General features: G+C 61.8%; 26 protein-coding genes. 8 read left to right on the top strand and 18 right to left on the bottom strand.

Translation table 11 applies throughout. The features are described 5' to 3' along the window. Positions 1 to 84: 84 nt before the first annotated feature. The 9 genes from HJ536_RS00390 to trpS form a co-directional block, all read right to left on the bottom strand. Positions 85 to 1,050 carry an ABC transporter permease gene (locus tag HJ536_RS00390; RefSeq protein WP_176852985.1) on the bottom strand — a complete coding sequence of 322 codons (966 nt, stop codon included), beginning with the start codon at positions 1,048 to 1,050 and terminating at the stop codon, positions 85 to 87. A gap of 2 nt (positions 1,051 to 1,052) precedes the next feature. Then, a complete protein-coding gene (locus tag HJ536_RS00385) occupies positions 1,053 to 2,144 on the bottom strand; it encodes an ABC transporter permease (protein ID WP_177156315.1) in 1,092 nt (363 codons plus the stop codon). After that, positions 2,137 to 3,714: an ABC transporter ATP-binding protein gene (locus tag HJ536_RS00380; RefSeq protein ID WP_177156314.1), complete on the bottom strand. Its 1,578-nt coding sequence runs from the start codon at positions 3,712 to 3,714 to the stop codon at positions 2,137 to 2,139. The genes HJ536_RS00385 and HJ536_RS00380 overlap by 8 nt, the downstream gene beginning before the upstream one ends. 40 nt (positions 3,715 to 3,754) lie before the next feature. Continuing rightward, positions 3,755 to 4,744: a BMP family lipoprotein gene (locus HJ536_RS00375; RefSeq protein WP_177156313.1), complete on the bottom strand. Its 990-nt coding sequence runs from the start codon at positions 4,742 to 4,744 to the stop codon at positions 3,755 to 3,757. 150 nt (positions 4,745 to 4,894) lie between these two features. Continuing rightward, positions 4,895 to 5,311, bottom strand: coding sequence for a GNAT family N-acetyltransferase (locus HJ536_RS00370; RefSeq protein WP_177156312.1), 417 nt, complete (start codon positions 5,309 to 5,311; stop codon positions 4,895 to 4,897). Next, positions 5,308 to 5,892: a tRNA (adenosine(37)-N6)-threonylcarbamoyltransferase complex dimerization subunit type 1 TsaB gene (tsaB, locus tag HJ536_RS00365; RefSeq protein ID WP_177156311.1), complete on the bottom strand. Its 585-nt coding sequence runs from the start codon at positions 5,890 to 5,892 to the stop codon at positions 5,308 to 5,310. The genes HJ536_RS00370 and tsaB overlap by 4 nt, the downstream gene beginning before the upstream one ends. A 2-nt stretch (positions 5,893 to 5,894) precedes the next feature. After that, a complete protein-coding gene (locus HJ536_RS00360; protein WP_176852991.1) occupies positions 5,895 to 6,458 on the bottom strand; it encodes a NifU family protein in 564 nt (187 codons plus the stop codon). Between the two features lie 84 nt (positions 6,459 to 6,542). Next, complete coding sequence (locus HJ536_RS00355; RefSeq protein ID WP_177156310.1) at positions 6,543 to 6,998, bottom strand: universal stress protein; 456 nt, start codon at positions 6,996 to 6,998, stop codon at positions 6,543 to 6,545. A 268-nt stretch (positions 6,999 to 7,266) separates the two neighbouring features. Then, the gene (gene trpS, locus HJ536_RS00350) at positions 7,267 to 8,295 is read right to left on the bottom strand and encodes a tryptophan--tRNA ligase (protein WP_177156309.1); all 1,029 of its coding nucleotides are present in this window, start codon (positions 8,293 to 8,295) and stop codon (positions 7,267 to 7,269) included. Between trpS and HJ536_RS00345 the strand changes: the two genes are divergently transcribed. After that, positions 8,282 to 9,061 (top strand): rhomboid family intramembrane serine protease, encoded by a 780-nt coding sequence (locus HJ536_RS00345; protein ID WP_338082397.1) that lies wholly within the window; start codon positions 8,282 to 8,284, stop codon positions 9,059 to 9,061. The two genes, trpS and HJ536_RS00345, sit on opposite strands and share 14 nt — an antisense overlap. On the opposite strand, the gene HJ536_RS00340 is transcribed toward HJ536_RS00345, so the two are convergent. From HJ536_RS00340 to HJ536_RS00325, 4 genes are all read right to left on the bottom strand, one after another. Continuing rightward, a complete protein-coding gene (locus tag HJ536_RS00340; protein WP_177156308.1) occupies positions 9,046 to 9,567 on the bottom strand; it encodes a DUF308 domain-containing protein in 522 nt (173 codons plus the stop codon). The genes HJ536_RS00345 and HJ536_RS00340 overlap by 16 nt on opposite strands. A 74-nt stretch (positions 9,568 to 9,641) precedes the next feature. Further along, positions 9,642 to 11,171 carry a murein biosynthesis integral membrane protein MurJ gene (murJ, locus tag HJ536_RS00335; protein WP_228028605.1) on the bottom strand — a complete coding sequence of 510 codons (1,530 nt, stop codon included), beginning with the start codon at positions 11,169 to 11,171 and terminating at the stop codon, positions 9,642 to 9,644. A gap of 14 nt (positions 11,172 to 11,185) precedes the next feature. After that, complete coding sequence (locus tag HJ536_RS00330) at positions 11,186 to 13,936, bottom strand: [protein-PII] uridylyltransferase (protein WP_177156306.1); 2,751 nt, start codon at positions 13,934 to 13,936, stop codon at positions 11,186 to 11,188. 25 nt (positions 13,937 to 13,961) lie between these two features. Continuing rightward, the gene (locus tag HJ536_RS00325) at positions 13,962 to 15,140 is read right to left on the bottom strand and encodes a penicillin-binding protein activator (protein ID WP_420811076.1); all 1,179 of its coding nucleotides are present in this window, start codon (positions 15,138 to 15,140) and stop codon (positions 13,962 to 13,964) included. Positions 15,141 to 15,215: 75 nt separating this feature from the next. Here HJ536_RS00325 and rsmI point away from each other — a divergent pair, with 75 nt between their 5' ends. The 3 genes from rsmI to gshB all read left to right on the top strand — a co-directional run bounded on the left by rsmI (position 15,216) and on the right by gshB (position 17,446). Then, complete coding sequence (gene rsmI, locus HJ536_RS00320; RefSeq protein ID WP_177156305.1) at positions 15,216 to 16,091, top strand: 16S rRNA (cytidine(1402)-2'-O)-methyltransferase; 876 nt, start codon at positions 15,216 to 15,218, stop codon at positions 16,089 to 16,091. Further along, positions 16,088 to 16,444 carry a YraN family protein gene (locus tag HJ536_RS00315; RefSeq protein WP_177156304.1) on the top strand — a complete coding sequence of 119 codons (357 nt, stop codon included), beginning with the start codon at positions 16,088 to 16,090 and terminating at the stop codon, positions 16,442 to 16,444. The genes rsmI and HJ536_RS00315 overlap by 4 nt, the downstream gene beginning before the upstream one ends. A gap of 66 nt (positions 16,445 to 16,510) precedes the next feature. Further along, entirely contained in the window at positions 16,511 to 17,446 is a 936-nt protein-coding gene (gshB, locus tag HJ536_RS00310; protein WP_177156815.1) for a glutathione synthase, read from the top strand. Here the strand turns inward: gshB and HJ536_RS00305 are convergent, their stop codons facing one another. Genes HJ536_RS00305 through cobU form a run of 3 tightly spaced genes read right to left on the bottom strand, consistent with a single transcriptional unit; the run spans position 17,447 to position 20,109 of the window. Further along, positions 17,447 to 18,970 (bottom strand): YifB family Mg chelatase-like AAA ATPase, encoded by a 1,524-nt coding sequence (locus HJ536_RS00305; protein ID WP_177156303.1) that lies wholly within the window; start codon positions 18,968 to 18,970, stop codon positions 17,447 to 17,449. It abuts the gene before it with no gap. Between the two features lie 54 nt (positions 18,971 to 19,024). Beyond that, complete coding sequence (locus tag HJ536_RS00300) at positions 19,025 to 19,588, bottom strand: histidine phosphatase family protein (protein ID WP_177156302.1); 564 nt, start codon at positions 19,586 to 19,588, stop codon at positions 19,025 to 19,027. Beyond that, on the bottom strand, positions 19,585 to 20,109 hold the full coding sequence (gene cobU / locus HJ536_RS00295; protein WP_177156301.1) for a bifunctional adenosylcobinamide kinase/adenosylcobinamide-phosphate guanylyltransferase: 525 nt from the start codon (positions 20,107 to 20,109) through the stop codon (positions 19,585 to 19,587). Before cobU ends, HJ536_RS00300 begins: the two co-directional genes overlap by 4 nt. 102 nt (positions 20,110 to 20,211) lie before the next feature. Here cobU and HJ536_RS00290 point away from each other — a divergent pair, with 102 nt between their 5' ends. The 3 genes from HJ536_RS00290 to coaBC are packed head-to-tail and all read left to right on the top strand — an operon-like array spanning position 20,212 to position 23,156. Beyond that, a complete protein-coding gene (locus HJ536_RS00290) occupies positions 20,212 to 21,093 on the top strand; it encodes an RNA polymerase factor sigma-32 (protein ID WP_176853002.1) in 882 nt (293 codons plus the stop codon). Continuing rightward, a complete protein-coding gene (locus tag HJ536_RS00285; RefSeq protein ID WP_177156300.1) occupies positions 21,090 to 21,905 on the top strand; it encodes a ChaN family lipoprotein in 816 nt (271 codons plus the stop codon). The genes HJ536_RS00290 and HJ536_RS00285 overlap by 4 nt, the downstream gene beginning before the upstream one ends. A 57-nt stretch (positions 21,906 to 21,962) precedes the next feature. Then, on the top strand, positions 21,963 to 23,156 hold the full coding sequence (coaBC, locus tag HJ536_RS00280) for a bifunctional phosphopantothenoylcysteine decarboxylase/phosphopantothenate--cysteine ligase CoaBC (protein ID WP_177156299.1): 1,194 nt from the start codon (positions 21,963 to 21,965) through the stop codon (positions 23,154 to 23,156). Here coaBC and HJ536_RS00275 read toward each other — a convergent pair. Then, positions 23,153 to 23,614 (bottom strand): response regulator, encoded by a 462-nt coding sequence (locus tag HJ536_RS00275; protein ID WP_176853005.1) that lies wholly within the window; start codon positions 23,612 to 23,614, stop codon positions 23,153 to 23,155. The genes coaBC and HJ536_RS00275 overlap by 4 nt on opposite strands. 461 nt (positions 23,615 to 24,075) lie before the next feature. Between HJ536_RS00275 and HJ536_RS00270 the strand changes: the two genes are divergently transcribed. Continuing rightward, the gene (locus HJ536_RS00270; RefSeq protein WP_177156298.1) at positions 24,076 to 24,495 is read left to right on the top strand and encodes a response regulator; all 420 of its coding nucleotides are present in this window, start codon (positions 24,076 to 24,078) and stop codon (positions 24,493 to 24,495) included. 6 nt (positions 24,496 to 24,501) lie between these two features. On the opposite strand, the gene HJ536_RS00265 is transcribed toward HJ536_RS00270, so the two are convergent. Next, positions 24,502 to 25,380, bottom strand: a complete 879-nt coding sequence (locus HJ536_RS00265) for a LysR family transcriptional regulator (protein ID WP_177156297.1) — start codon at positions 25,378 to 25,380, stop codon at positions 24,502 to 24,504. Between the last annotated feature and the right edge of the window lie 151 nt (positions 25,381 to 25,531).

The raw sequence follows: 25,531 nt of genomic DNA, 5'->3' as shown, positions 1-25,531 counted from the left end.
GCGGTCGCGTTTGGTGTCTGTAATTTCGGACAAAATGTTGCGGTGCAGTTGCAGAAACGGGGCCGCCGGGGCCCCGCTTCGGTGTTAGCGTTCCTTGACGTAGGGCTCGCCACCAGCGCGGGGCGGAATGGCTTTGCCCACGAAGCCAGCCAGGAAAATCACGGTCAGGATATAGGGCAGAACGTCCATCACCTGCACGGGGATCACAACGCCCCCCAGATCAAGGTTCTGGTAGCGCAGGGCGACCGCTTGCAGCAGGCCGAACAGCAGGCAGGCCCACAGGGAATTCCACGGGCGCCACTTGGCAAAGATCAGCGCGGCGAGGGCGATGAAGCCACGGCCGGCGGTCATGTCTTTGACAAAGCCCGCTTGCAGGCCTGTCGCCAGATAGGCCCCCGCGATCCCGCAAAGGACGCCGCAGATCAGCACGGCGGCATAGCGCAGACGGGTGACCGAGACGCCAGCGGTATCGACGGCAGCGGGGTTTTCGCCCACAGCCCGCAGGCGCAGGCCGAAACGGGTACGGAACAGCACCCACCATGTGGTCGGCACCAGCGCGAAGGCCAGATAGACCAGCACCGAATGGCCGCTGATCAGGTCGCCGTAGATCGGCCCGAGGAACGGGACGCCGGACAGGGCGTCGGCAAAGGGCAGGGTGATCGGCTCGAACCGTGCGCCACCCATCAGGCTGGGGGTGCGGCCGCCTTGTTGGAACCAGCTTTGGGCGACCAGAACCGTTAGACCCGCGGCCAGAAAGTTGATCGCGACGCCCGAAATTAGCTGGTTTCCACGGAAGGTGATCGAAGCCAGCCCGTGGACCATCGCCAGCACCACCGACGCGCCAATGCCCGCCAACAAACCCAGCCAGACCGAACCCGACACATAGGCAACGGCGGCAGAGAGGAAGGCTGCGGCCAGCATCTTGCCCTCTAGCCCGATGTCGAAAACGCCCGCGCGTTCGCTATACAGACCCGCGAGACAGGCCAGCAGCAGCGGGGTCGCCAGCCGGATGGTGGAGTCGAGGATCTGGATGATTGTCAGAAAATCCATGCTCAGGCTCCTTTTCTAAAGGCGAGGAACAGGCGCTCTAGCGGCATGCGGACCATGTGGTCGAGTGCGCCAGTGAACAGGATCACGAGCGCTTGGATTACCACGATCAACTCGCGCGGGATGCTGGTCCAAAGGGCCAGTTCCGCGCCGCCTTGGTAGAGGAAGCCGAACAGAAGCGCTGCGATCAAGACGCCGAACGGGTGGTTGCGACCCATCAGGGCAACAGCGATCCCGATGAAGCCTGCGCCCTCGACGGCGTTCATGACCAGACGTTCCGCTTCGCCCATGACGTTGTTCACGGCCATCATGCCCGCCAATCCGCCAGAGATCAGCATGGCGATCATGGTGATTTTGACAGGGTTAATGCCGGCGTAGACCGCAGCGGGTTCCGAATGGCCGAACGCGCGGATTTCATAACCAAGGCGCGTGCGCCACAGCAGCAGCCAGACCACCAGACAGGCCAGCAGGCCGACGATGAAAGTCACGTTGGCAGGCGCGGCCTTTGAGAACTCGATCCCGATGGGGGCGAGCAGGTCGTGCAGGGTAGGCAAGTGGGTGCCTTCGGGGAACTTGTCGGTAGCGGGGTCCATCGAGCCCACGGGTCGCATCAGGTTTACCAAGAGGTAGTTCAGCAAACCCGCCGCGATGAAGTTGAACATGATCGTGGTGATCACGATGTGGCTGCCACGTTTGGCTTGCAGATAGGCGGGGATCAGGGCCCAAGCCGCCCCGAACAGTGCCGCGCCAATCGCCGCTACGGGCAGGGCGATCAGCCAGTGGGGCAGGGGCAGATACAGGCAGGCCAGCGCCACGCCAAGGCCGCCGAGCATCGCCTGACCTTCGCCGCCGATGTTGAACAGCCGGGCATGATAGGCCACCGCGACCGCCAGACCGGTGAAGATGAAGTTGGTGGTGTAGTACAGCGTGTACCCCCAGCCATAGGTCGAGCCCAATGCGCCGGAGACCATCATTTTGACCGCAGCCCACGGGTTTTCACCGATGGCAAGAATCACCAGCGCGGACAGGACCGCCGCCAGCAGTAGGGAGATGAGCGGGACCAGAAAGACCTCCGCCCAACGGGGCATCTTATCCATTTTGGGACGCCTCTTGTGTTGCGAGGGCGCTGGTGTCGGTAATACCGGCCATCATCAGGCCCAACTCTTTTTCGTTGGTGGTGGCGGGGTTGCGAACGCCCATGATCTGGCCATCGAACATCACCGCGATCCTGTCGGACAGGGCAAAGATTTCGTCCAGTTCGACCGAGACCAGCAGGATCGCTTTGCCTTGGTCGCGCAGGGCGATGATCTGTTCGTGGATGAACTCGATCGCGCCAATGTCCACGCCGCGGGTTGGCTGGCCGATCAGCAGCAGGTCGGGATTACGCTCGATCTCGCGGGCGACGACGATCTTTTGCTGGTTGCCGCCGGAAAAGCTTTTGGCAGCGAGCCATGGGTCCGGCGGACGCACATCGAATTTGGCCATCTTGGCCTCGGTGTCGGCGCGCAAGGCGGCGTTGTCCATGAACATGCCGCGCTGGTATTTCGCGTCGCGATGGTAGCCAAAGGCGACGTTTTCCCATGCGTGGAAATCAAGGATCAGACCTTCGCGGTGGCGATCCTCGGGCACATGGGCGATGCCCAGATCACGACGCGCGCTCGCGTCCGATCCGGGGCCGGTCAAGGGCAGGGGTTTGCCGTTCAGGCGCACGGTTCCGGTGGCACTGTGCATCCCGCCAAGGACCTCGAGCAGTTCGGATTGCCCGTTCCCAGCCACACCCGCGATGCCAAGAATTTCGCCCGCGCGGATGTCCAGATTGATCCCCTTGAGGCGCATGACGCCCGCGCTGTCCACGACCTTCAGGTTCTCGATTTCCAAGACCTTGGCGCCGGGGGTGGCGGCGGTTTTGTCCACCCGCAGCAGCACCTTGCGGCCGACCATCAGCTCGGCCAACTCTTCGGGGCTGGTTTCGGCGGTTTTGACAGTGGCTGTCATCTGGCCGCGGCGCATGACGCTGACGGTGTCGGTGGTTTCCATAATCTCGCGTAGTTTGTGCGTGATCAGGATGATGGTTTTGCCCTCGCGGCGCAGGTTTTCCAAAATGCGGAACAGGTGGTCGGCCTCGGCAGGAGTCAGCACGCCGGTCGGCTCATCAAGGATCAGGATCTCGGCGCGGCGGTACAGCGCCTTCAGGATTTCGACGCGCTGCTGGTGGCCGACGCTAAGGTCCTCGACGACCGAGTCGGGGTTCACGTTCAGCTCGTATTCCTTGGCCAGCGCGGTCAGTTCCTTGCGTGCTTTGGCCAGCGACGGACGCAGCAAAGCGCCATCTTCGGCCCCGAGGATCACGTTCTCGAGGACGGTAAAATTCGGAACCAGCTTGAAATGCTGGAACACCATGCCGATGCCTGCCGCGATGGCGGTCTGACTGTCGGTGATGTTGGTCTTGGTGCCGTTGATAAAAATCTCGCCCGCGTCGGCCTTGTAAAAGCCGTAGAGGATCGACATCAGCGTCGATTTCCCCGCGCCGTTTTCACCGATAATCCCGTGGATCGTTCCGGGCATCACGCGGATCGAGATGTCCTTGTTCGCCTGCACGGGCCCAAAGGATTTCGAGATACCGCGCAGCTCGATCGCCGGAGCTTTGGCAGCATCAGGGGCGGCCATGTCTGGCCGCCCCGTATGTTGGTTGGACACCATGTGCGCCTTACTCGACGGGGCAGGTGTTGTCGGACATGTAGTCGTGCACGACCAGCTCGCCGCTTGCGATTTTCGCGGCGGCTGCGTCGACGGCTGCTTTCATCTCGGGGGTCACGAGGGCAGAGTTGTTGTCGTCCATCGCATAGCCAATGCCGCCATTGGCGATGCCCATGACCTGAATGCCGGTTTCCATGTCGGGACCAGCGGTAAAGGCGTCATAAACCGCGTTATCCACGCGCTTGAGCATCGAGGTCAGAACCTTGCCGGGGTGCATGTAGTTCTGGTTGCTGTCGACGCCGATGCCCAGAATGCCCTCGTCGGCAGCAGCCTGCAGAACACCCACACCGGTGCCGCCTGCTGCGTGGTACACAACGTCCGCGCCCTGAGCGATCTGGGCTTTGGTCAGTTCGGCGCCCTTGACCGGGTCACCCCACGCGGCAGGGGTGGTGCCGGTCATGTTCTGGATGACCTTGGCATCGGGGTTGGCCGCTTTGGCGCCCTGCACGTAGCCACAGGCGAATTTGCGGATCAGCGGGATGTCCATACCGCCCACGAAACCAACGGTGCCGGAGGCCGACTTCATCGCGGCCAGCATGCCGACCAGATACGAGCCTTCGTGCTCGTTGAAGACAACCGAGCGCACGTTCGGCTTGTCGGTCACCATGTCGATGATCGCGAATTTGGTGTCGGGATAGTCGCCCGCGACTTCCTCTAGGGCGCTGCCGAACGCAAAGCCCGCCATGACGATCGGGTTCGCGCCAGCCTCGGCAAAGCGGCGCAGGGCCTGCTCGCGCTGGGCTTCGGACTGAAGCTCGATCTCGCGGTATTTCTGGCCGGTTTCCGACGCCCATTTTTCCGCGCCGGTGTGGGCGGCTTCGTTGAAGCTTTTGTCGAACTTACCGCCAAGGTCATAGATCAAGGCGGGCTCGGCGGCGGCGGCACCTGCGGTCAGGGCCAGCGCTGCGGCGGCGCCAAAGAATTTCTGCATCACGGTCATGGTGTTTCTCCTGTTGGACGCGGGGGCTGCCTGTTGCGAATGGCGCTCCCTTTGGCTCGGGACATCAGAGTCCGGCTCCGGCCAGTTTAGTGCGCACGGGCCCGAAAGGGTCAATAGAATTTTTGATTGTTTGGTCAGTTGACCCAGCGTTCACTGCGCCAATGATCGCGACATCACCAATGCATCGACCACGCGGCCGTCCTGCAAGTGGTAGTATCGCTTGCGAGTTCCCGCGCGCGTCCAGCCGCTGCGCAGGTAAAGCGCTGTGGCAGCTTGGTTTTCAACCGAGACCTCGAGAAAGCCCATGACGGCTCCGCGGGCAACGGCCTCGGTGTCAAAGGCGCTCAGAGTTTGGGCACCAAGGCCCTGACGGCGCAAATCCGGATCGGTCACGATGGTCAGCAGCTCGGCCTCGTCCAGCACAACACGCCCCAAGGCAAAGCTGCGCAGATCCCCCACCACAAAGACATCGGGTTGGGCCAGCAGATCGGCGAAATCCGCATCCGTCCACGGGCGGGTTTCGGTCATCGCTTTGTGGTGCAGATCGGCCAGCTCTTGGGGCGTCATGGCAGGATGACCGGCGGCGCGTCCTTGGCCGGAGCGGCATCGGCGGCCCGCAGGTACAGGGGGGCGGGGGCCTCGGTCTCGAACGGGGCGCGGGTCAGGGCGATGCGCGCGATGCGTTCGGCCAGTTCGGCGGGGGCAGGGGGCAGGATCACAGGGGTGTCGCCGTCCGTGCCACCGGCGCGCATGAGCGGAACAGCGGGTTCGCAGCCAAAGCCTTGCTCATAGACCTGATCACGGGGGGCAGGGACATGCACGCGCACGGGGCGTTCTGCGTCCAGCGCGGTCGCGTCCAAGGTCGAAACCCCGACCGCCGGAATGCCCAAGGCCAACGCCATGCCCCGCGCCGCGGACACAGAAATCCGGATGCCGGTAAAGTTGCCGGGGCCGACGCCCACACCGATCACATCCAGATCGGACATGGGGCAGCCACCCTCGGCCAGAACTTCCTGAATGAGGGGCATCAGACGTTCTGCCTGACCGCGCCCCATATCCTCGGCCCGCGCAGCAACCAACTGGTCCCCGCGCAGCAAAGCGGCCGCGCAATGCGCGGCCGACGTATCGAATGCCAGAGTCCAGACCATCGTTATACGGCGACGGGACGGACTTCGGTGACTTCGGGGATGTAGTGGCGCAGCAGGTTCTCGATGCCCATTTTCAGGGTCAAGGTGCTGCTCGGGCAGCCCGCGCAGGCCCCCTGCATGTGCAGATACACAACGCCGCGGTCAAAGCCGTGGAACGTGATATCGCCGCCATCCTGAGCCACAGCCGGACGCACGCGGGTGTCCAGCAGTTCCTTGATCTGGGTGACGATCTCGGCATCCTCGCCGCTGTGGTCCGCATGACCCGAAGCCGCAGTCTCGCCTTCGTCGATCACGGGCGCGCCGGACTGGAAATGCTCCATGATGGCACCCAGCAGGTTCGGCTTGATGTGATCCCACTCGACGCTGTCGCTCTTGGTGACGGTCACGAAATCATTGCCCAGAAATACGCCGCTCACGCCCGAAACGGCGAACAGGCGCTTGGCCAGAGGCGACTTGGCCGCAGCCTCGACGCTGGGGAAATCCGCAGTGCCAACCTCTAGAACAGCCTGACCGGGCAAAAACTTCAACGTGGCCGGGTTCGGGGTCGATTCAGTCTGGATGAACATAGGAAGCCTCCGGTTGTCTCGCCCTTGGATATGCGGGCGGGCCGTCGTGGTGTCAAGGTTTAGAATAATTCTAAAGTCAGCTTATCAGGTGATCGCCTCGAGCCGCTCTTTGCTCAGATCGCCCGGCACAATGGTGAACGGAATGGGCAAAGATCCCGAGCTGCGCGTCAGTTGCGTGACCAAGGGGCCCGGTCCGCCCTTGCCCGAACCCGCCCCCAACACCAGCACGCCGACCTCGGGGTCCTCACGAACATGTGCCAGAATTTCCGGCACAGGCTCACCCTCGCGGATCACCAGTTCGGGTTCCACGTGCTGCTTGTCGCGCATCCATTTGGCGAACACCTCGTAATGGGCGATGATCCGTTCGCGGGCCTCTTCGCGCATGATGTCGCCAACGCCGATCCAGTGGTTGAACTCGTCGGGCGGAATGATCGACAGGATCGTGACGCCGCCACCGGTGTGGGACGCACGCATCGCAGCAAAGCGCATGGCATTCAGACACTCTCGGGTGTCGTCCAGAACAACTAGGAATTTGCGCATCTTGGCCCTCCTGACTAGGGGCCAACTCTGCACTGCCCCATCCCGTCTGGCAAGCGCGTGTCCTTCATCTTGGTTCAAATACCCACGGCACCACCGCGACGTGCCGCGCCGCTTCAGAAGAGCCTGCAACGAAAAAGCCCCCGCTTTCGCGAGGGCCATTTCGTCATAAAAAGACTTCTGTTGGGGAAACAGGAATGGTCATGAAAATCGTCAACACCCTCAATCTAGCCGAGTCGTGTAAACAATTTCTAAAACCATGCAGCTTCCCTTAACGGCGCGGACGCAGCAGGCCCACGATATCGTAGGTTTGCTGCAGGATCGGCTCGGCAATCGCCTGCGCCGCCTCGGAGCCATTCAGCAGCAGTCGGTCAATCTCGGCGGGGTCATCCATCAGGCGCTTCATCTCGGCCGAGATGGGGGCCAGCTTTTCAACCGCCAGTTCTGCCAGCGCGGGCTTGAACTTACCCCAGCCTTCGCCGCCGAACTCGCCGATCACGGCTTCGCTGCTCTGCTCAGACAAGGCGGCATAAATGTTCACCAGGTTGCGCGCCTCGGGGCGTTCTTTCAGGCCGTCCAGCGACTCGGGCAGGGGCTCGGGGTCGGTCTTGGCCTTCTTGAACTTCTTGGCGATGGTGTCCGCGTCATCGGTCATGTTGATGCGCTCCATGTCCGACTCGCCGGATTTCGACATCTTTTTCGACCCGTCGCGCAGGTTCATCACGCGGGTGGCGGGGCCTTCGATGATCGGCTCGCACAGCGGGAAGAAGTTCTCGGCCTTGAAGTCGTTGTTGAACTTGGTCGCGATGTCGCGGGTCAGTTCCACGTGTTGCTTCTGGTCCTCGCCCACGGGGACGTGGGTCGCGTGATAGATCAGGATGTCGGCGGCCATCAGCGCGGGATAGGCATACAGACCCAGCGACACCGCTTCGGAATTTTTACCGGCCTTGTCCTTGAACTGGGTCATGCGGTTCATCCAGCCCACACGCGCGACGCAGTTGAAGATCCAGCCAAGTTCCGCGTGCTGCGGGACCGACGCCTGATTGAACAGGATCGATTTGGTCGGGTCGATGCCCGACGCAAGGAAACCGGCGGCGACTTCGCGCGTTGCGTTCTTAAGCTCGGCCGGGTCTTGCCAGACGGTGATCGCATGCAGGTCCGCGACACAATAAATGGTCTCGTAGTCCTGTCCCTGCATATCCACAAAGCGTTTGATCGCACCGAGGTAGTTCCCCAGTGTCAAACCGCCCGAAGGTTTGATCCCCGAAAGCACACGGGGGGTATGGGTGGCTGCAGTCATCGGAATTCTCCGTCTGGATTTTAAGGCCTGCATCGCTTACCCCCTGCCCAAAGGCCACGTCAAGGATTGCCCCATGAACAACCAGCCCCATAATCGTCCCATCAACCCTGTACCGCCCTACATTATGGCGCTGTTTCTGGTGCTGATCGGGATCGAGGCCGTGCTGTCGCTGGCCGATCGCGGCATCATCGGCGGGCCGTTGGCGGTGGGCTGGCGCATGTCTCTGCTCGAGAAGTACGCCTTTTCGCCCCGCGTGTTCTGGTGGATGATCGAGAACCGCGTATTCCCGGCCGAGCATATGATCCGCTTTGTGTCCTATGCCTTTATCCACGGGACGTTCACCCATGCGCTGTTCGGCGGGGTTTTCGTGCTGGCCCTTGGGAAAATGGTCGGCGAACGGTTCGGCGCACTGGCCACCATCTCGGTTTTCTTTGTGGCAACGGTGATCGGGGCGATCACCTATGGGGTGTTCGTCGGCGGTGAGCAGCTGCTCTTTGGGGCCTATCCGGGGGCCTACGGTCTGATCGGCGGGTTCACCTATTTGCTGTGGCTGCGCATGGGCGAAATGGGAGAGGCGCAGATCCGCGCCTTTTCCCTGATCGGTATGCTGCTGGGGGTTCAGCTGCTGTTTGCGGTGCTGTTCAGCGGCCCCAAGGATTGGGTTGCCGATATCGGCGGTTTTGCCGCAGGGTTCCTGATGTCCTTTGTGGTCAGCCCCGGCGGTTGGGCCAAAATCCTGAACAAGCTGCGTCAGCGTTCCGACTGATCTGCGAAAAGGTTGGCCACAAACAGGGCTGCGATCCCGTGGGACAGCAGCTCTAGCCCCAAGAGCAGCCCCAATGTAACGGCGGCGCTGCGGGGCAGGGTGGCCAGCACCCAAAGGCCGAGCCCCATGGACACCGCGCCGGACAGGATCAGGGGCCTGGCCGATGGCCCGCTGCGCAGGGAACGGCCAATCGCGATTTTCAGCAGGCCGGACAGCATGAACAGCAGCGCCACCAGCATTGTCAGGGTCTGAAGCCCTGCCGCAGGCGCGCTGATCAGCACCACCCCCAGCAGCAGCGAAACCACACCCAGACCGACTGTGCCGCGCATCACGGGATGGCCCGCGCCCTGTGCGGCAGAGATGATCTGGATCGTTCCAATGAAAATAAAAAGCCACCCGATCGCGACCTCGATCGCCAAGGAGGCAACGGCGGGCAGCCCCAAGGCCAACGCGCCGGACAAGCAGAATAAGAACCCCACGATCCGCAGGGCTGTGTTGTTTGGCATGCCTCATCTCCCACCACTTGGCTGCGTGGCGGGAGACTAGCAGTTCACACCTTAATCGGTAGTGTAGGTATTTCTTACCTTTTTAGGTTGCGCTTGAATTCCGACAGGCGGAAGGCGCCGATCACCTGACCGATCCCGAAATAACTGACGATGCCCGAAATCACGAGCGCCAGCAGGGTCGGCAGTTTCAGGGCGCCATTGGCCAACATCGGGGTCAGAACGCTGCTCAGGGCCGCCAGAATCGCCCCCATTGCCAGCGAGGCCACGATGATCCGCCAGATCCGCGAACGGAAACGGGCGTCGGTCTGGGCGGCTTCTCCCATGCCTCGGGACATGATCCACAGCAGCACAACAGTGCCCCAACCGGCCAGAGTGGTGCCCCAAGCGGCCGCGATATACCCGATAAAGGGCGACAGGCCGACCGCCATACCAAGGTTGATCGCCAGCGAGGCCAGCGCGATGTAAAACGGGCGCTTGGTGTCCTCGCGGGCAAAGAACAGGGGCTGCAGGACCTTTTGCAGCACGAATGACGGCAGGCCGAGGCCATAGACCGCAACCGCCAGCGCCGTGGACTGGGTGTCCGCCGCGTCAAAGGCGCCGCGCTGGAACAGGATCGTCACCAGCGCATGGGGCATCGCAATCAGCGCCACGGCGGCGGGGATGGTCAGTGCCAAGGACACCTCGGCTGCGCGGTTCATCGCGTCACGCCCGCCAGCGGTATCGCCCGCGCGCAGGCGGCGGGACAGGTCGGGCAGTAGCACCACGCCGATGGCCACACCCACCACGCCCAAGGGCAGCTGGTACAGGCGGTCCGCATAGTTCAGCCACGCCACGGCCCCATCGAAATAGCTGGCGACCTGACGGCCGATCAGCAGGTTCACCTGAACCACACCGCCCGCCAGCGCGGCAGGGCCTGCGATCACGGCCAGTCGGCGCACTTCGGGTGTCAGGCGGGGCAGGCGGGGGTAAAGACGGTAGCCTTCGGCAGCAGCGGCGCGCCACACGATGCCCATCTGGATCACACCCGCCACAGGCACCGACCACGCCAGCGTCAGACCGGGGTTCCAGCCAAAGATATTCCCCAGCCCAAGCGCCCCCAGAAACACAAGGTTCAGCGCAACAGGCGCAGCAGCCGCGGCAAAGAACTTGCCCGTCGCGTTCAGCAGACCCGACAGCAGAGCCGCCAAGGAGATCAGCAGAATGTAGGGAAACGCGATGCGGCCAAACAGAACGGCCAGATCGAACCGCTCATCCCCGGCAAAGCCGCTGGCCATCGCCAGCACCAGCGCGGGCATGAAAATCTGGGCAATGACGGTGAACACGATCAGCACAGATCCCAGTGCTGCAAAGGCATCCTGCGCGAAAACCCGGGCCTGCGCCTGCGTCTCGTCGCCCTCGAGCTTTTTCGAGAACATGGGTACGAAGGCCATGTTGAACGCCCCTTCGGCAAAGAAGCGGCGGAACATGTTCGGCAGCGAGAACGCGATCAGAAACGCCTCGGCGACGGGGCCCGCACCCAACATGGATGCGATGGCCATATCCCGCAAAAAGCCGAGAATGCGGCTGGCAAAGGTCCAGCCGCCGACCGTCAGAAAGCCTGACATCAACCGTATAGGTTTCAAGCAATTGCCCTTTCAACGCCTTTGTCGATCGCCTCTCGGAGTTTCTTCTCAAGGCTCTCGCGCCGGCTGGCAGAGTGGAATTTCAATCCGAACATGTCCTTGACGTAGAAGGTGTCGACCACCTGCTCGCCGTAGGTCGCAATCACCGCGCTGCTGATATAGACGTTCGCCCCCGACAGGGTGCGCGCCAGATCATAGAGCAGACCGGGGCGGTCGCGGGTGTCGACTTCGATGATCGTGTAGATTTCCGATCCCTCGTTGTCGAAGGTGATGTGGGTCGGCACGCGGAAGGCTTTCTCGCGCTTCTTGAACTTGTCTTTGTCCTTGAGCGCCTTGCCTGCCAGAACCTCGCCCTTGAGCGTCTTGCCGATCATGTCGCGCAGACGGGGCAGGCGGGATTCCTCATAGGGGTGGCCATCGGCGTCCTGAACCCAGAACACGGCGGTCGCGTAGCCGTCCTTGGACGTATAGGTCCGCGCGTCCACCACGTTTGCGCCCACCAGCGCCAGCGCACCGGCCAGACGGGCAAAGATGCCCGGATGGTCCGCCATGGCAAAGCACGCACGGGTCGCGTCGCGGTCGGTGTCGGGCTTCAGGTCGATGCGGATTTCATCGTCCGGAATGTCCTTGAGCAGCTCGGCAAAGATCACGTGGGTCTGCGGGGGCAGGCCGGTCCAGTAGGGCGGATAGTGGCGCTTGGTCTCGTGCTTGAGATCGGCCTCGGACCACTTGGGCAGGGCATCGCGAAGGGCTTTGCGGGCCTCGTTGCCGCGGGTCTCGCGGTTGATTTCCTCGAGCCCGTGTTCCAGCGCCTTGGCGGTTTCCGCGTGGAGCTGGCGCAGCAGCATGGCCTTCCAGTTGTTCCACGTGTCGGGGCCCACTCCGCGGATGTCACAGACGGTCAGCACGGTCAGCAGGTCCAGACGCTTGCGGTTCTTCACCACCTTGGCAAAGTCGCGCACCGTCCGCGGGTCCGAGATGTCGCGTTTCTGTGCCACGTCGGACATCAGCAGGTGATAGCGGACCAACCATTCCACGGTCTCGCATTCCTCTTTCTTGAGGCCAAGACGCGGGGTCACGCGGCGGGCAATCTGCGCCCCGAGGATCGAGTGATCCTCTTTGCGGCCCTTACCGATATCGTGCAGCAGCATGGCGACATAGAGGACCTTGCGGTTCAGCCCTTCGTCAAAGATCGAGGAGGCCAGCGGCAGCGGCTCGGTCAGTTCCTGACGTTCGATCTGCGCCATCTGGCTGATGCACTGGATGGTATGCTCGTCCACCGTGTAGCTGTGGTACATGTTGAACTGCATCATCGCGACGATGGGGGCGAATTCCGGCATAAAGGCCGCCAGAACACCCAGTTCGTTCATCCGGCGCAGGGCGCGCTCGGGGTTGCCGCGTTTCAGCAGCAGATCAAGGAAGATCTTGTTCGCCGCCGGATCGTTGCGCATCTCGTCGTTGATCAGCTTGAGGTTCGCCACCACCAGACGCATCGCATCGGGGTGGATCAGCAGACCGGTGCGCAAGGCTTCGTCAAACAGCTGAAGGAAGTTCAGCGGGTCCGACAGGAATTCCTTGTCGTTGACGATGGCGAGGCGGTTGTTGATCTCTTTGTACCCGTCGCGCAGTTTCTTGCGGCGGCGGAACAGGGTCGCCAGAGAGGGGCCCGGCTTGTTGTGGCTGGCCTCGAGCGAGGTCAGGAAGATGCGGGTCAGATCGCCCACCGAGGTGGCGTGGCGGAAGTAGTCCTGCATAAAGTGTTCGACCGCGCGGCGCCCGCCGGTGTCCACATAGCCCATCCGGCTGGCAATCTCGACCTGCAGGTCAAAGGTCAGCTGTTCGGTCGGGCGGTTGGTCACCAGATGCAGGTGGCAGCGGGTGGCCCACAGGAAATCCTCGGCGCGGACAAGCAGGCGGTATTCGTCTTTGGTGAACACGCCCAAGGGCACCAGATCAGCCGCATCATCGACGCCGTGCACGTATTTCGCGATCCAGAACATGGATTGCAGGTCGCGCAGGCCGCCTTTGCCCTCTTTGACGTTGGGTTCAACGACATAACGCTGGCCGCCTTGCTTTTCGTGGCGGGTGTCCCGCTCTTCGAGCTTGGCTGCGATGAATTCGCGCCCCGTGGATTTGAACAGATCGTCCCGCAGGCGGGTGTGCAGCTTGTTCGCAAGGGCCTCGTCACCCGCCAGATAGCGCTGCTCCAAGAGAGCGGTGCGGATGGTGAAGTCCTCTTTGGCGAGGCGGATACAGTCGGGGATGGTGCGGCTGGCGTGGCCAACCTTCATCCGCAGGTCCCACAGCAGATAGAGCATCGTTTCAATGACGCTCTCGGCCCAAGGGGTGATCTTGTAGGGGGTCAGGAACAGCAGGTCCACGTCCGAAAACGGCGCCATGTCCCCACGCCCGTAGCCGCCCACAGCCAGAACCGACAGCTTTTCGCCTTCGGTCGGGGTGGCCAGCGGATGGATGTAGGTTGAGGCGATCTTCAGCACCGCAATCACCAGCCCATCGGTCAGATAGGTATAGGCGTGGGTCGTCTCGCGTGCGGCAAAGGGGGACTTCGCCAAGGCCTCTTCGATGCGGGTGCGGCCCAGTTTCTGGGCGTCCTGCAGGATCTTCAGAGCGTTTTTGCGGAACTCGGAGGTGTTTCCAGCGGCCTCTGCAAACGCCGAGGCAATGGCTGTATCAATCGCTGCCCGGTCGAAAATTTCTTCGGCCGGGCAAATCAGGTCGTTCGTCATTTCTGTCCCTTAAAGGGGTGCCGGATCAGAAACCGGCACCGCTAAAGCTGCGGGGGGCGGCGTCGATTACGACGACCTGCTTATCGCGGATGGTGGCAACAGCAAGACCCCGATCGTTGGTTCCGTCCGGATTCAGGCGGAAAATGCCAGTTACACCTTCGAAACCCTGCGATTGGGTCAGGCTTTGGGCACTCAGGGCGTTCTGACGGCCCGAAGCCACCAATGCACCGATCGCTGCTATGCCATCATAGGCCAGACCGGCGATCGAGTGCGCGGGCGAACCGTAAGCGGATTTATAGCGATCGTTGAACAGGGTGGTGCGCGCCGGATCGGGCAGGGCGAACCATGCGTTCTGAACGCCGGGCAGTTCCAGCGTCTGCGGCGGGATGTCCAGACGGGTCAGGCTGATGAATTGGTGCTCGGCCGAGTTGATGCCTTGCTCGGGCAGCAATTGGGTCAGCAAGGGCAGGGCGCCATCGGTGGTCGAGGTCAGGAAGACGCTGTCAGCGGCCTGTGCGGCCTGCTTGATGCTGGGCATCGCATCGACGATCCCCTGCTGCGAGAACGGGTGCACGACGCTGCCGGTCACGGTGATGCCCGCGCGGCTGGCGGCGTTGTCAACCGCGTGCTTTGCCAGCTGACCGGCCAGGTTATCGGCGTAGATGCCTGCAACCGACTGCTTGCCCTGCGATTTCGCATATTTCAGCAGACGCTCGGCCGAGGTTTCAAACAGCGGCCCCAGAACGAAAACGTTGTTCCCCGCGATGGTGCGGTTGTTCGAGAACGCTAGCACGTTCACGCCTTTCTGCGCGGCGACAACACCGGCGGCGTTCGCGGCATCGGCGTAAACCGGGCCCAGAATGATGTCGGCCCCTTCGTTTACGGCGGCGGTGGCAGCGTTCGTTGCGCCTGCAGCGCTGCCAGCGGTGCCGTAAACGGTCAGGTCAATATTTGCGCCGTTCAGATCGGCAATCGCCATGCGGGCGGCGTTTTCCAGAGCGGTGGCAATCACTTCGTCACCGGCCTGACCTGTGCCTTTGGGAACCAGAAGTGCGACCTTGACCCTGTCGCCGGCGCCCAGTTTCGGGCCTTTGGCAGCGCTGGGGCTGGTGGCAATAGGTTCGCACGCCGACAAAGCCAAAGCGGCGACAGGCAATGCCGCCCACTTCACGGCCTTGCGGGCCTGCGCCAAAAACTTGATGATAGCCACTTCAGAATCCCCCTGACACACAATTGACCACAGAGCAGTTGTTGGGGCGGATCATAGAGTACAGGGGGCATGGGTCCAGTGGGTAATCATAAAATAGAAGCTCTCGCCTCGGGATTGTATTTTGTTGCAACACCGATCGGGACCGCCCGCGATATCACATTGCGAGCCTTGGATGTTCTGGCCTCGGCAGACGTTCTGGCAGCCGAAGACACCCGCACCCTGCGCCATCTGATGGATATCCACGGCATCCCGCTGGGGGACCGGCCTTTGGTCGCGTATCACGATCACAACGGCCCCCAAGCCCGTCCGCGCTTGATGCAAGCGCTGGCCGAGGGGAAAACGGTCGCCTATGCCTCCGAAGCGGGTACGCCCCTGGTCGCCGATCCGGGCTTCCAGCTGTCCAAAGACGCGATCGCAGCAGGATTTCCCGTTCACGCAGCCCCCGGCGCGTCGGCCATTCTGACCGCATTGACCATCGCGGGCCTGCCGACCGACAAGTTTCTTTTTGCGGGCTTTTTGCCCAACACAAAATCGCAGCGCCGTTCCGCCTTGGTCGAGCTTGGCCAAGTGCCCGCCACACTGGTTTTCTACGAATCGCCGAAGCGTGTCGCTGCGATGATCAACGATGCGGTCGAGGTTTTGGGCGGCGATCGTGAGGTTGCGATCTGCCGAGAACTTACTAAAAAATTCGAGGAAGTCCTGCGCGGAAACCTGAGCGAAATCAACGCACAGCTGTCTGAGCGCCAACTCAAGGGCGAAATCGTTGTTCTGATCGGCCGCCAGATCGCATCGGCGGTTAACGAAGAATCCATTGAGCAGCAGCTAAAAGATGCGCTCTCGCGTATGTCTGTAAAAGATGCGAGCGACGCGGTGGCCCAAGCCAATGCGATGCCGCGACGCAAGGTCTATCAGTTGGCGCTGAAACTGGGAAAGGACGATGGATGAGCGGAAAAGTTTCGTATCTGGCGGGCCTCGCCGCCGAGGACTCAGTGGCAAGGCAGTATGAAGATGCTGGACATCGTATCGTGGCACGCCGTTGGCGTGGACGCAGCGGTGAGATTGATATCGTCGCTGAAAAAGCGGGTGAGCTTGTCTTCGTAGAGGTCAAAGCTTCCAAAACCCATGATCGTGCGGCCCAGTCCCTGACTGGCCGTCAACAGCAGCGCATTATGCGCGCCGCCGAAGAATATGCCGGAAAACTTTACGGTCGCACCAATGTCGGTATGCGTTTGGATGTGGCGCTCATGGACCAGATGGGGGCGATCCAAATTCTGGAAAATGCCCTAATGGCGGCCTGAGGCATTGCAGTAGAGCCATCTCCGCGCCATCTATTCGGTCAATGACGAAGGAGAAGCGCCATGGCCCTGAAAGTTGCATTCCAGATGGACCCGATCGGTCCGATCAACATCAACGCAGATAGTACTTTCCGTTTGGCCGAAGAGGCACAGGCTCGGGGTCATGAACTCTATTATTACGAGCCGGATCATATGTACTACCGCGAGGGGCAAGTTTATGCGCGCATGGCTCCTCTGACGGTGCGGCGTGTGGTGGGTGACCATTTTTCTTTAGGTGAGTTCGTCGATACTCCGCTGACGGAGATAGATGTGGTCTGGCTGCGTCAGGACCCGCCGTTCGACATGCACTATATCACCACGACGCACCTTCTGGATCGGATTCGGGACAAGACGCTGGTCGTTAATGATCCGTTCTGGGTTCGGAATAGCCCCGAGAAGCTAATGGTTCTGGATTTTCCCGAATTAACTCCAGCGACTGCGATTGCCCGCGACCTTGAAACGCTGAAGGCCTTTAAAGCCGATCATGGCGATATCATCGTCAAGCCGCTTTACGGGAACGGTGGGGCAGGTGTCTTTAAGCTTACGCGCGATGATCGCAATCTGGCATCACTCTTCGAGACATTTACCGGATTTTCCCGCGAGCCCTTGATTGCGCAGCAGTTTTTGCCTGCTGTGTCCAAGGGCGACAAACGGGTCATACTGGTGGATGGTGAGCCTGTAGGCGCAATCAACCGCGTTCCGGCAGAAGGCGAGACCCGCAGCAACATGCACGTCGGTGGCAAGCCCGAGAAGGTTGAATTGACCGAGCGCGACAAAGAGATTTGCGCGACCATCGGGCCGGTATTGAAAGAGAAGGGGCTGATCTTTGTCGGGATCGACGTGATTGGCGATTACCTGACCGAGATCAACGTGACTTCGCCAACCGGTATTCAGGAACTCGAGCGCTTTGACGGGATCAATGTGGCCGAGAAGATCTGGCAAGTGATCGAAGCAAAACGCGGCTAATCAAGTGATTTCCCGATCGGGGGACACTGTCAAGCGGTAGCTGACGGCCTCAGCTATGTGAGGCATGCGGACCGCGGCGCTGTGATCCAGATCGGCAATTGTCCGAGCGACCCGTAGGATGCGGTGGTATCCGCGGGCGCTTAGTCCAATCTTTTCGGCAACGCGATGCAGAAGTTGCGCGCCCTCGGGGTCGGGGGCGGCGCACTCGTGCAGAATGGCGCCGGAGCATTCGGCGTTTGATCGGATTGACGGAATGTCCTGATACCTTTGGGACTGGATCGACCATGCGCCGGCCACGCGCTGGGCTACGGTGGCGCTTGTGTCGCCCGATGGGGGCAGGGTCAGGTCTTGGTAGCTGACCGGTGGCATTTCTATCCGCATGTCGAAGCGGTCCATGAGGGGACCGCTGACCTTGGCCATGTAGTCTTGGCCGCATTTCGGGACGCGGGTGCAGGCGCGCTCGGCGTCCGTTAGGTAACCGCAGCGGCACGGGTTTGCGGCCGCGACCAGCATGAACCGGCAAGGATAATGGGTGTGGGCGTTCGCGCGGGCCACCATGATTTGGCCGGTTTCGATGGGTTGGCGCAGGGTTTCTAGCACGTTACGGGGGAATTCCGGAAATTCGTCCATGAACAGAACGCCGTTGTGGGCAAGGCTCATTTCGCCCGGTTTCGCGCCTTTGCCGCCGCCCGCCATGGCCGCCATCGAGGCCGTGTGATGCGGGGCGCGGAAGGGGCGGGTGCGGGAAATGCCCCCTTGTTTCAACAGTCCGGCGACGGAATGGATCATGCTGGTTTCCAGCGCTTCGGCGGCGCTAAGTGGCGGCAGAATTGTGGGCAGACGTTCGGCCAGCATGGATTTGCCAGCACCCGGCGTGCCGATCATGAGCAGGTGATGGCGGCCGGCGGCGGCGATTTCCAGCGCGCGTTTCGCCCGTTCCTGACCGCGAACATCGCGGAGGCAGGTGGCGGCGGTGGACTGGTGGACTTCGCCCGGAGTGGCGTGTTCGAGCAGAGCCTGACCGGTGAAATGGCGCAGGACGGCCCCCAGATCGGCCGCTCCGATGACGGGGCAGTCGCCGACCCAAGCGGCCTCGGGGCCCGAAATGGCGGGGCATAGCAGGGTGCGGCCTTCGGCGGCGGCGGTCATGGCGGCGGGCAGGGCGCCCGACACCTGAATGAGCCGCCCATCCAAGGACAATTCCCCCAGAGCAACCGTCTGTTCGGCCATGTCGGCTGGGATCACTTCGATCGCGGCCAGCAGGGCCAATGCGATGGGGAGGTCGAAATGTGAGCCCTCTTTGGGCAGGTCGGCAGGCGATAGGTTGATCGTGATCTTCTTTGAGGGCAGCGCGATGGCCAAGGTTTCCAGCGCGGCGCGGACACGCTCTTTGGCTTCGGACACGGCTTTGTCCGGCAGACCGACCACGGCAAAGGACGGCAGGCCAGCGGCGAGGGTGCACTGGACCTCGACCTGGCGGGCGGTGACGCCCTCGAACGCAACGGTGTAGGTTTTGGTAACCATGTTTCAGCCCCCGTGGGATCGGGATAGCGCAGGGATGGTTTCCGGTTGGTTAACTCAGGGAAGGTGGTTGATGCGGATCGACGAGGGAACGTGCATGTCTATCTCGGTCAGGGACAAGGGGTCGATCCGGTGGCCGAGCGCCTCATAGGCGGTGATGCCCTTGGCGCGCTGAACGACCGACAGGATCGGCCCCATATGGGCGACGACGATCAGGGTGGGGTGATGGGGCATCAACTCGGTGATCGCGGACCAGACGCGGGCGGACAGAGTGTTCCAGCTTTCGCCCTCGGGCGGGGCGGTGTCGCCGGGGTGCTCGTAGTAATCGCGCAGGGCGTCGCCATAGGCGCTGTCCACGTCTTGCCAATCGCGGTCCTCCCACGCGCCCATGTGGATTTCGCGCAGGCGGGGATCATGGGGTAGGCGGGGACGCCCTCCGCAGATCGCGTCGGCGGTGGTGCGGGCGCGCAGCAGGTCGGATGACACCACGGGCGCATCGGGCAGGGCGGCGGACAGACGCGTCAACGCGGCGGTGTCGGACAGATCGGCGGGCACATCCGTCCAGCCGATCAGGCGCTTCACATGGGTCGGGCCGTGGCGCACCAGATACAGGCGGCTCATGGCAGGGTGCCCTTGAGCACCAGCGGCAGGCCCGCGATGACGGTCACGACCAATCCGGCGCGCTCGGCCAGATCGCGGTTCAGACGGCCCTGCGCCTCTCGGAACCGGCGGGCGAGGGCGTTTTCCGGCACGATGCCTGCGCCGACCTCGTTCGTGACGATCACGACGCGGCCCGGTGCCTGCGAGAGGCCATCGAAAAGAGCATGCTTGGCGGTGTCCAGATCGCCCTCGGACAGGATCTGGTTGGTCAGCCACATAGTCGCGCAGTCGAGCAACGCGACCTCGTCAGAGGCCATGGCGGTCAGGGCCTTGGCGGGGTCCATCGGGGTCTCGACCGTGCGCCAGCCGTCGGCGGCACGGGCATCCTGATGTGCTTGAATTTTCACGCGCATTTCGTCGTCCCACGCCTGCGCGGTGGCGATGTACAGGCGCTGATCCGAGGCCTCTCGCACCAGCCGTTCTGCGTAGTCCGACTTGCCCGATGCCGCGCCCCCTATAACGATTGTGAGATCCGGCAACATTTTTTTGCTCCTTCGAATGAACCAAATGGGGGGCTCGTGCGTAGGTAATGCAGAAACCGAAATGAGGCACGCGTCAAGCGGGCCATGGCTCAGGGGGTTGTGATGGCGGTATTGGATAGTCAGGTTGATCTTTCACTTTCGCGCGCAGCCAAAAAGGCTGAACTTCTGGACGCGGAAACCGAACTGGCGCTGGCCTACGCATGGCGGGACCATCGCGACGAGGCCGCGCTGCATCGCCTGATCACGGCGTATATGCGGCTGGCGATCTCTATGGCGGCAAAGTTCAAGCGCTATGGCGCGCCCATGAATGACCTTATCCAAGAGGCCGGTCTGGGCCTGATGAAGGCGGCAGACAAGTTCGATCCCGATCGCGGTGTGCGGTTCTCGACCTACGCGGTTTGGTGGATCAAGGCCTCTATTCAGGACTACGTGATGCGCAACTGGTCGATGGTGCGCACGGGCTCTACCAGCAGCCAGAAGTCCCTGTTCTTCAACATGCGCCGCGTTCAGGCCCGACTGGAGCGCGAGGCCGCTGCGAATGGCGAGCATCTGGATCGCGACCAGCTGCACCAGCTGATCGCGACCGAGGTCGGCGTTCCGCTGGCGGATGTGGTGATGATGGAAGGGCGTCTGTCGGGGAACGACTTCTCGCTCAACGTCTCGCAAAGCTCTGACGAAGAGGGGCGCGAGTGGATCGAGGCGCTGGAAGATGACGGCGCGCAATCCTCCGAGGTGGTCGAACACGCCCATGACACCGAGCGCCTGCGCGACTGGCTGGTTGAGGCGATGTCGGCCCTGAACGAGCGCGAGCGGTTCATCATTCGTGAACGCAAACTGCGGGACGAGGCACGGACGCTTGAGAGCTTGGGCACGGAACTGGGCCTGTCCAAAGAGCGCGTGCGCCAGCTTGAGGCTGCGGCCTATCAGAAAATGCGCAAGTCGCTTGAAGGCGGTCGCAAAGAGGTTCATGCCTTCTTGGGATGAAACCCTGTGCTTTGATCCCGATGATGATCTGTCTGGCTGCCCCCGTGGGGGCAGAGCAGATTGATGTGACAGACCTGCAGCATCTGCCCGATGCGCAGGTCTTTGTTTTTGGCGAATTCCACGATTCCGAGCAGCAGCATTTGAACCAAGCGGCGGCTGTGGCTGCCCTTGGCCCCAAGGCAATGGTGTTCGAGATGCTGACGCCAGCGCAGGTCGCGGCGCTGGAGGGTGTGGACCGCACGGACATGGCGGCGTTTGCCAAAGCGACCGACTGGGAAAACAGCGGCTGGCCAGAGCTGTCCATGTATTGGCCGGTGTTTCAGGCGGCGCCCAAGGCGGCCCTCTATGGCGGCAATGTCCCGAGCGCGGAGTTGCGCGCAGCCTTCAGTGATGGGGCGGCGGCAGTCTTTGGTGCAGGGGCCGGGGCGTATGGTCTGGAACAGCCCTTGCCCGAAGCGCAGCAGGCCGAGCGGGAACAGGAACAGTTCGACGCCCATTGCGAGGCGATGCCTATGGAGATGATGGGCGGCATGGTTGCGGCTCAGCGGATCAGGGACGCGCGGCTGGCCGAGGCGGCGCTGCGGGCGCTGCGCGACACCGGCGGGCCCGTCGCGGTGATCACCGGAAATGGCCACGCGCGCACCGATTGGGGGATGCCCGCGCTGCTGCGCTTGGCCGCGCCGGTTGTGGCGGTGCTGTCCGTCGGGCAGTTCGAAGAGACCCCCGATCAGGCCCCGCCCTATGACCTGTGGCTGGTGACCGAGCCCACCGATCGCGGCGATCCCTGCGAAGGCTTTGGCAAAACGCAGTGATTGCGCTTTGGCGGCGGGGGCTTTACCTCTTGACCCGAACCCAGAGGGGAGGGCGCCATGCTGGCCGGAAAACGCATTCTTCTGATCATTGGTGGCGGTATCGCGGCCTATAAGACGCTGGAACTGATCCGCCTGCTGCGCGGTCAGGGCGCCCATGTGACCCCCGTGATGACCAAGGCCGCCGGTGAATTCGTGACGCCCCTGTCCGTGTCGGCGCTGGCGGGCGAGAAGGTGTATACCGACCTTTTTGACCTGACCGATGAGGCCGAGATGGGCCATATCCAACTCAGCCGCGTGGCCGATCTGGTGGTGGTGGCCCCTGCGACCGCTGATCTGATGGCGCGGATGGCGGGTGGTCATGCGAATGACATGGCGACGACTCTGTTGATGGCGACGGATACGCCCGTGATGATCGTCCCCGCGATGAACGTCCGCATGTGGGAGCATCCCGCGACCCAGCGCAATCTGGCGACCCTGATCGGCGATGGCATTCAGGTGGTCGGCCCCAATGTGGGCGACATGGCCTGCGGGGAACACGGGCCCGGCCGCATGTCCGAACCTGCCGAAATCCTTGAGGCGATCCGCAGGGCGCTGACCACTGGCCCGCTGGCTGGCAAGCGCATTCTGGTGACATCTGGCCCGACCCATGAGCCTATTGATCCGGTGCGCTATATCGCGAACCGGTCTTCGGGCGCGCAAGGCACGGCTTTGGCGCAGGCGCTGATGGCGCTGGGGGCAGAGGTGGTGTTTGTGACGGGGCCAGCCTCGGTCGCGCCGCCCGCGGGGGCGCAGGTGATCAAGGTCGAAACCGCGGCCGAAATGCTGACTGCGGTCGAGGGGGCTTTGCCCGTGGATGCGGCGGTGTTCGCGGCGGCTGTCGCGGATTGGCGGGTGGCCAGCGCCTCTGGTCAGAAGATCAAGAAGCAATCGGGCAAACTGCCCACGCTGGAATTCGCAGAAAACCCCGACATTCTGGCCCGCGTGTCGCAGATGGAGCAGGGGCGTCCGTCGCTGGTCGTGGGCTTTGCCGCCGAAACCAATGACGTGATCGAGAACGCCACCGCGAAACGCGCCCGCAAAGGGTGCGACTGGATCGTCGCCAATGATGTGCGGCCCGAAACCGGTATCATGGGCGGGACCGAAAACAAGGTGACGATTGTGCGCGCCGATGACGTGCTGGACTGGCCCCGCATGAGCAAGGCCGAGGTATCCGCAAAACTGGCAGCAGAGATCGCGGCCGCGCTGGCCTAGGGCATAATCACGACATTGCTAAAGGACGACAGCATCTTGGTGGCTTCGGAGAAGCCTTCGGAGATGTCGCCCTTCTGGATGTAGCCCGAGATGCCGCGCGAATAGGCGCGTTTGACATCGCCCTCGTCATCGGATGTGGATAGCACGAAGACCACTTTGTCCCGCAGTTCGCGATCCGAGCGCATTTCCTCGAGCACCTCGAAACCGTCCATGACAGGCATGTTCAGATCCAGCAGCACCATATAGGGGCCCTGAATTTTGGTCTTGGGATGTTCGCCGCGCATGATCTTCAGCGCTTCGAACCCGTTTTCGGCGAAAATCAGTGGATGGGATAGCTTGGCCCGCTTGAACGAACGTTGCACGATTTCCTGATCGACGATGTCATCTTCGACCACGAGTACCGTAACATTCGCATCGCCCCTAGAGGACGACTCTCCTGCAGGAAATCCAGACGCCATTTGCCCCTCCGAAAGATTCCCTAACGGGAATAGAGTCCAACTGAAGAGCTGACTGTTCATCGCCTGTGGTCAAAGTAGGCCCGTTTCCGGTTACTTATGCACAAGTGCACGTCTGTGCCCGTCCAATAAGACTTAATCAGTTTACACCCAAAACTGTCGCACCAGCAAGTTTTTGTCAGATATCCGAATGCGCGCATAAGTAGATGTAAGAAAAACCGGGCAGAGACGTTTCTACATTCCGATAGTTGGACGCGGATTGTGTTACATGGATGGGACGTGTTGGACGGATAAACGTACTTGGGGGCTGGTTTTGTGGTACAGGGTATGTGAAACCTGTCTATAGTATTTCCAGCAGCTGCTATACCCCAACCGGGGTAAGCTGCCCGTTACCAGTATACGCCGTTTCCAATGGCGGTTCCGGGCGAATCGCCAATCCAAAGAGAACAGAACTGGGGTATGGGATGCGCATTGCGCTCATCGAAGATGATGACCTGCATGCAGAAGTAGTGGGGCGTTGGCTAACCAGAGAGGCGAGCGTTCGCCTTGAAAGATTCCGCTCGCCGACAGAATTTTTCACTGATCTTTCTAACAGAACCGACGGTCTGCCCGATGTCGTTTTTGTGGACTACCACTTGGGCGACACCACGGGTGCAGAGTTCGTGGCCGAGACTCGCAGCCTGGGCGATGCCCGTGCCGATATCGGAATCGTGCTGCTGTCCGGTCTGGATATTTCGGAATTCAATTCCGTGCTGAACGGACTGGATGTGGACGGCTTCCTGCTCAAGGATGACCTGTCCCGCGAACGTCTTGCCATGGTCGCTGGGCTGGCCGTCCAGTCGGCGCGCCGCCGCCAGAAACTGGCGACCTTTTTGCGCGGCTAAGGCTGATCAGGCGTCAATCGATTTCAAAGTCAGATCGGGAATCTTGGCGGGGATGGCCAGAGCCTCTTCCTTGGCCTTGAAGGATTCCGCGATCCAGTCCAGCGCCACATGGATCACTTTGTCCTGTCGGCGCGTGGCGTGGAAATAGGCCCAGACTGCGTGCTCTTTCTTGGCGAACTGGGGCAGGAACCGCAGGCCGCGCTGGCGCACGGCATAATCCTCGACCAAGGCGGCGGCAAAGGGCGCGCGCTGGATCACTTCGGCGCACAGCAGGCCGTCATTCAGGATCATGTGCTCTTCGCCCATTTCGTCCAGCAGGGCAGAGTGGTGCTCTTCCATCGAGGTGTTGCCCTCGACCCGGATCCACGATTGCAGCCGGTCCTGATGGGCAGAGCCGCACCAGATCGCCGACCGCAGGGTGCCCACGCGTTTTTGGACCAGATTGCCTTCCTCAAGTGGGATGGTGGTCAGAAAGATGTCCGTTTCCCCGAAACCCAGGCTGGCCGAGCCGAAGCGTAACTTGAACGTGATGTTCGGCACCGTCTCGAACAGGTTCGAGACCGCGCTCATCAGGCGCGATTGGCGGATCATCTCGTCATAGTTGATTCGGACTTCCTTGGGATCGCTGCTGGCTTCGCCCTCTTGGCGGATGCGCGACAACTCGGTGTCGGTGCTTTCTGCCAACTCGGCCAGGGACTCGGCAAAGGGGGTGGCTTTCCACTTCTGGCCGTCCTTGACGAACAGCTGGATGCCCAGTTCCTCGGACAGGCCGTGTATGCGGCGGGATACCGTCGCGACGTTTGTTTTAAGGGCCTGAGCGGCGCCGGACATGGTTCCGTACCGTTTCAACGCCAAGCAGTATTTCAGGTCATCCCAGTTGTGCATTCTTGTTCTTTTCTCGCGTTTCGGTGAGGCACAAAGTAAATCGGCTTCTTGGAAACAGGCGCGTCGGAAATGGCGAAAAGAAAATCTGCAGAATAATTACGACTGTTATCCAACATGGTAGTGCACCGCGCCTCTCTCTGCAAACATTCAA

This window comes from Donghicola mangrovi (genome assembly GCF_013377535.1).
Classification (GTDB): domain Bacteria; phylum Pseudomonadota; class Alphaproteobacteria; order Rhodobacterales; family Rhodobacteraceae; genus Donghicola; species Donghicola mangrovi.
Note: the sequence above shows the minus strand (reverse complement) of the source record. Positions and strands in the feature narration are given on the sequence as shown.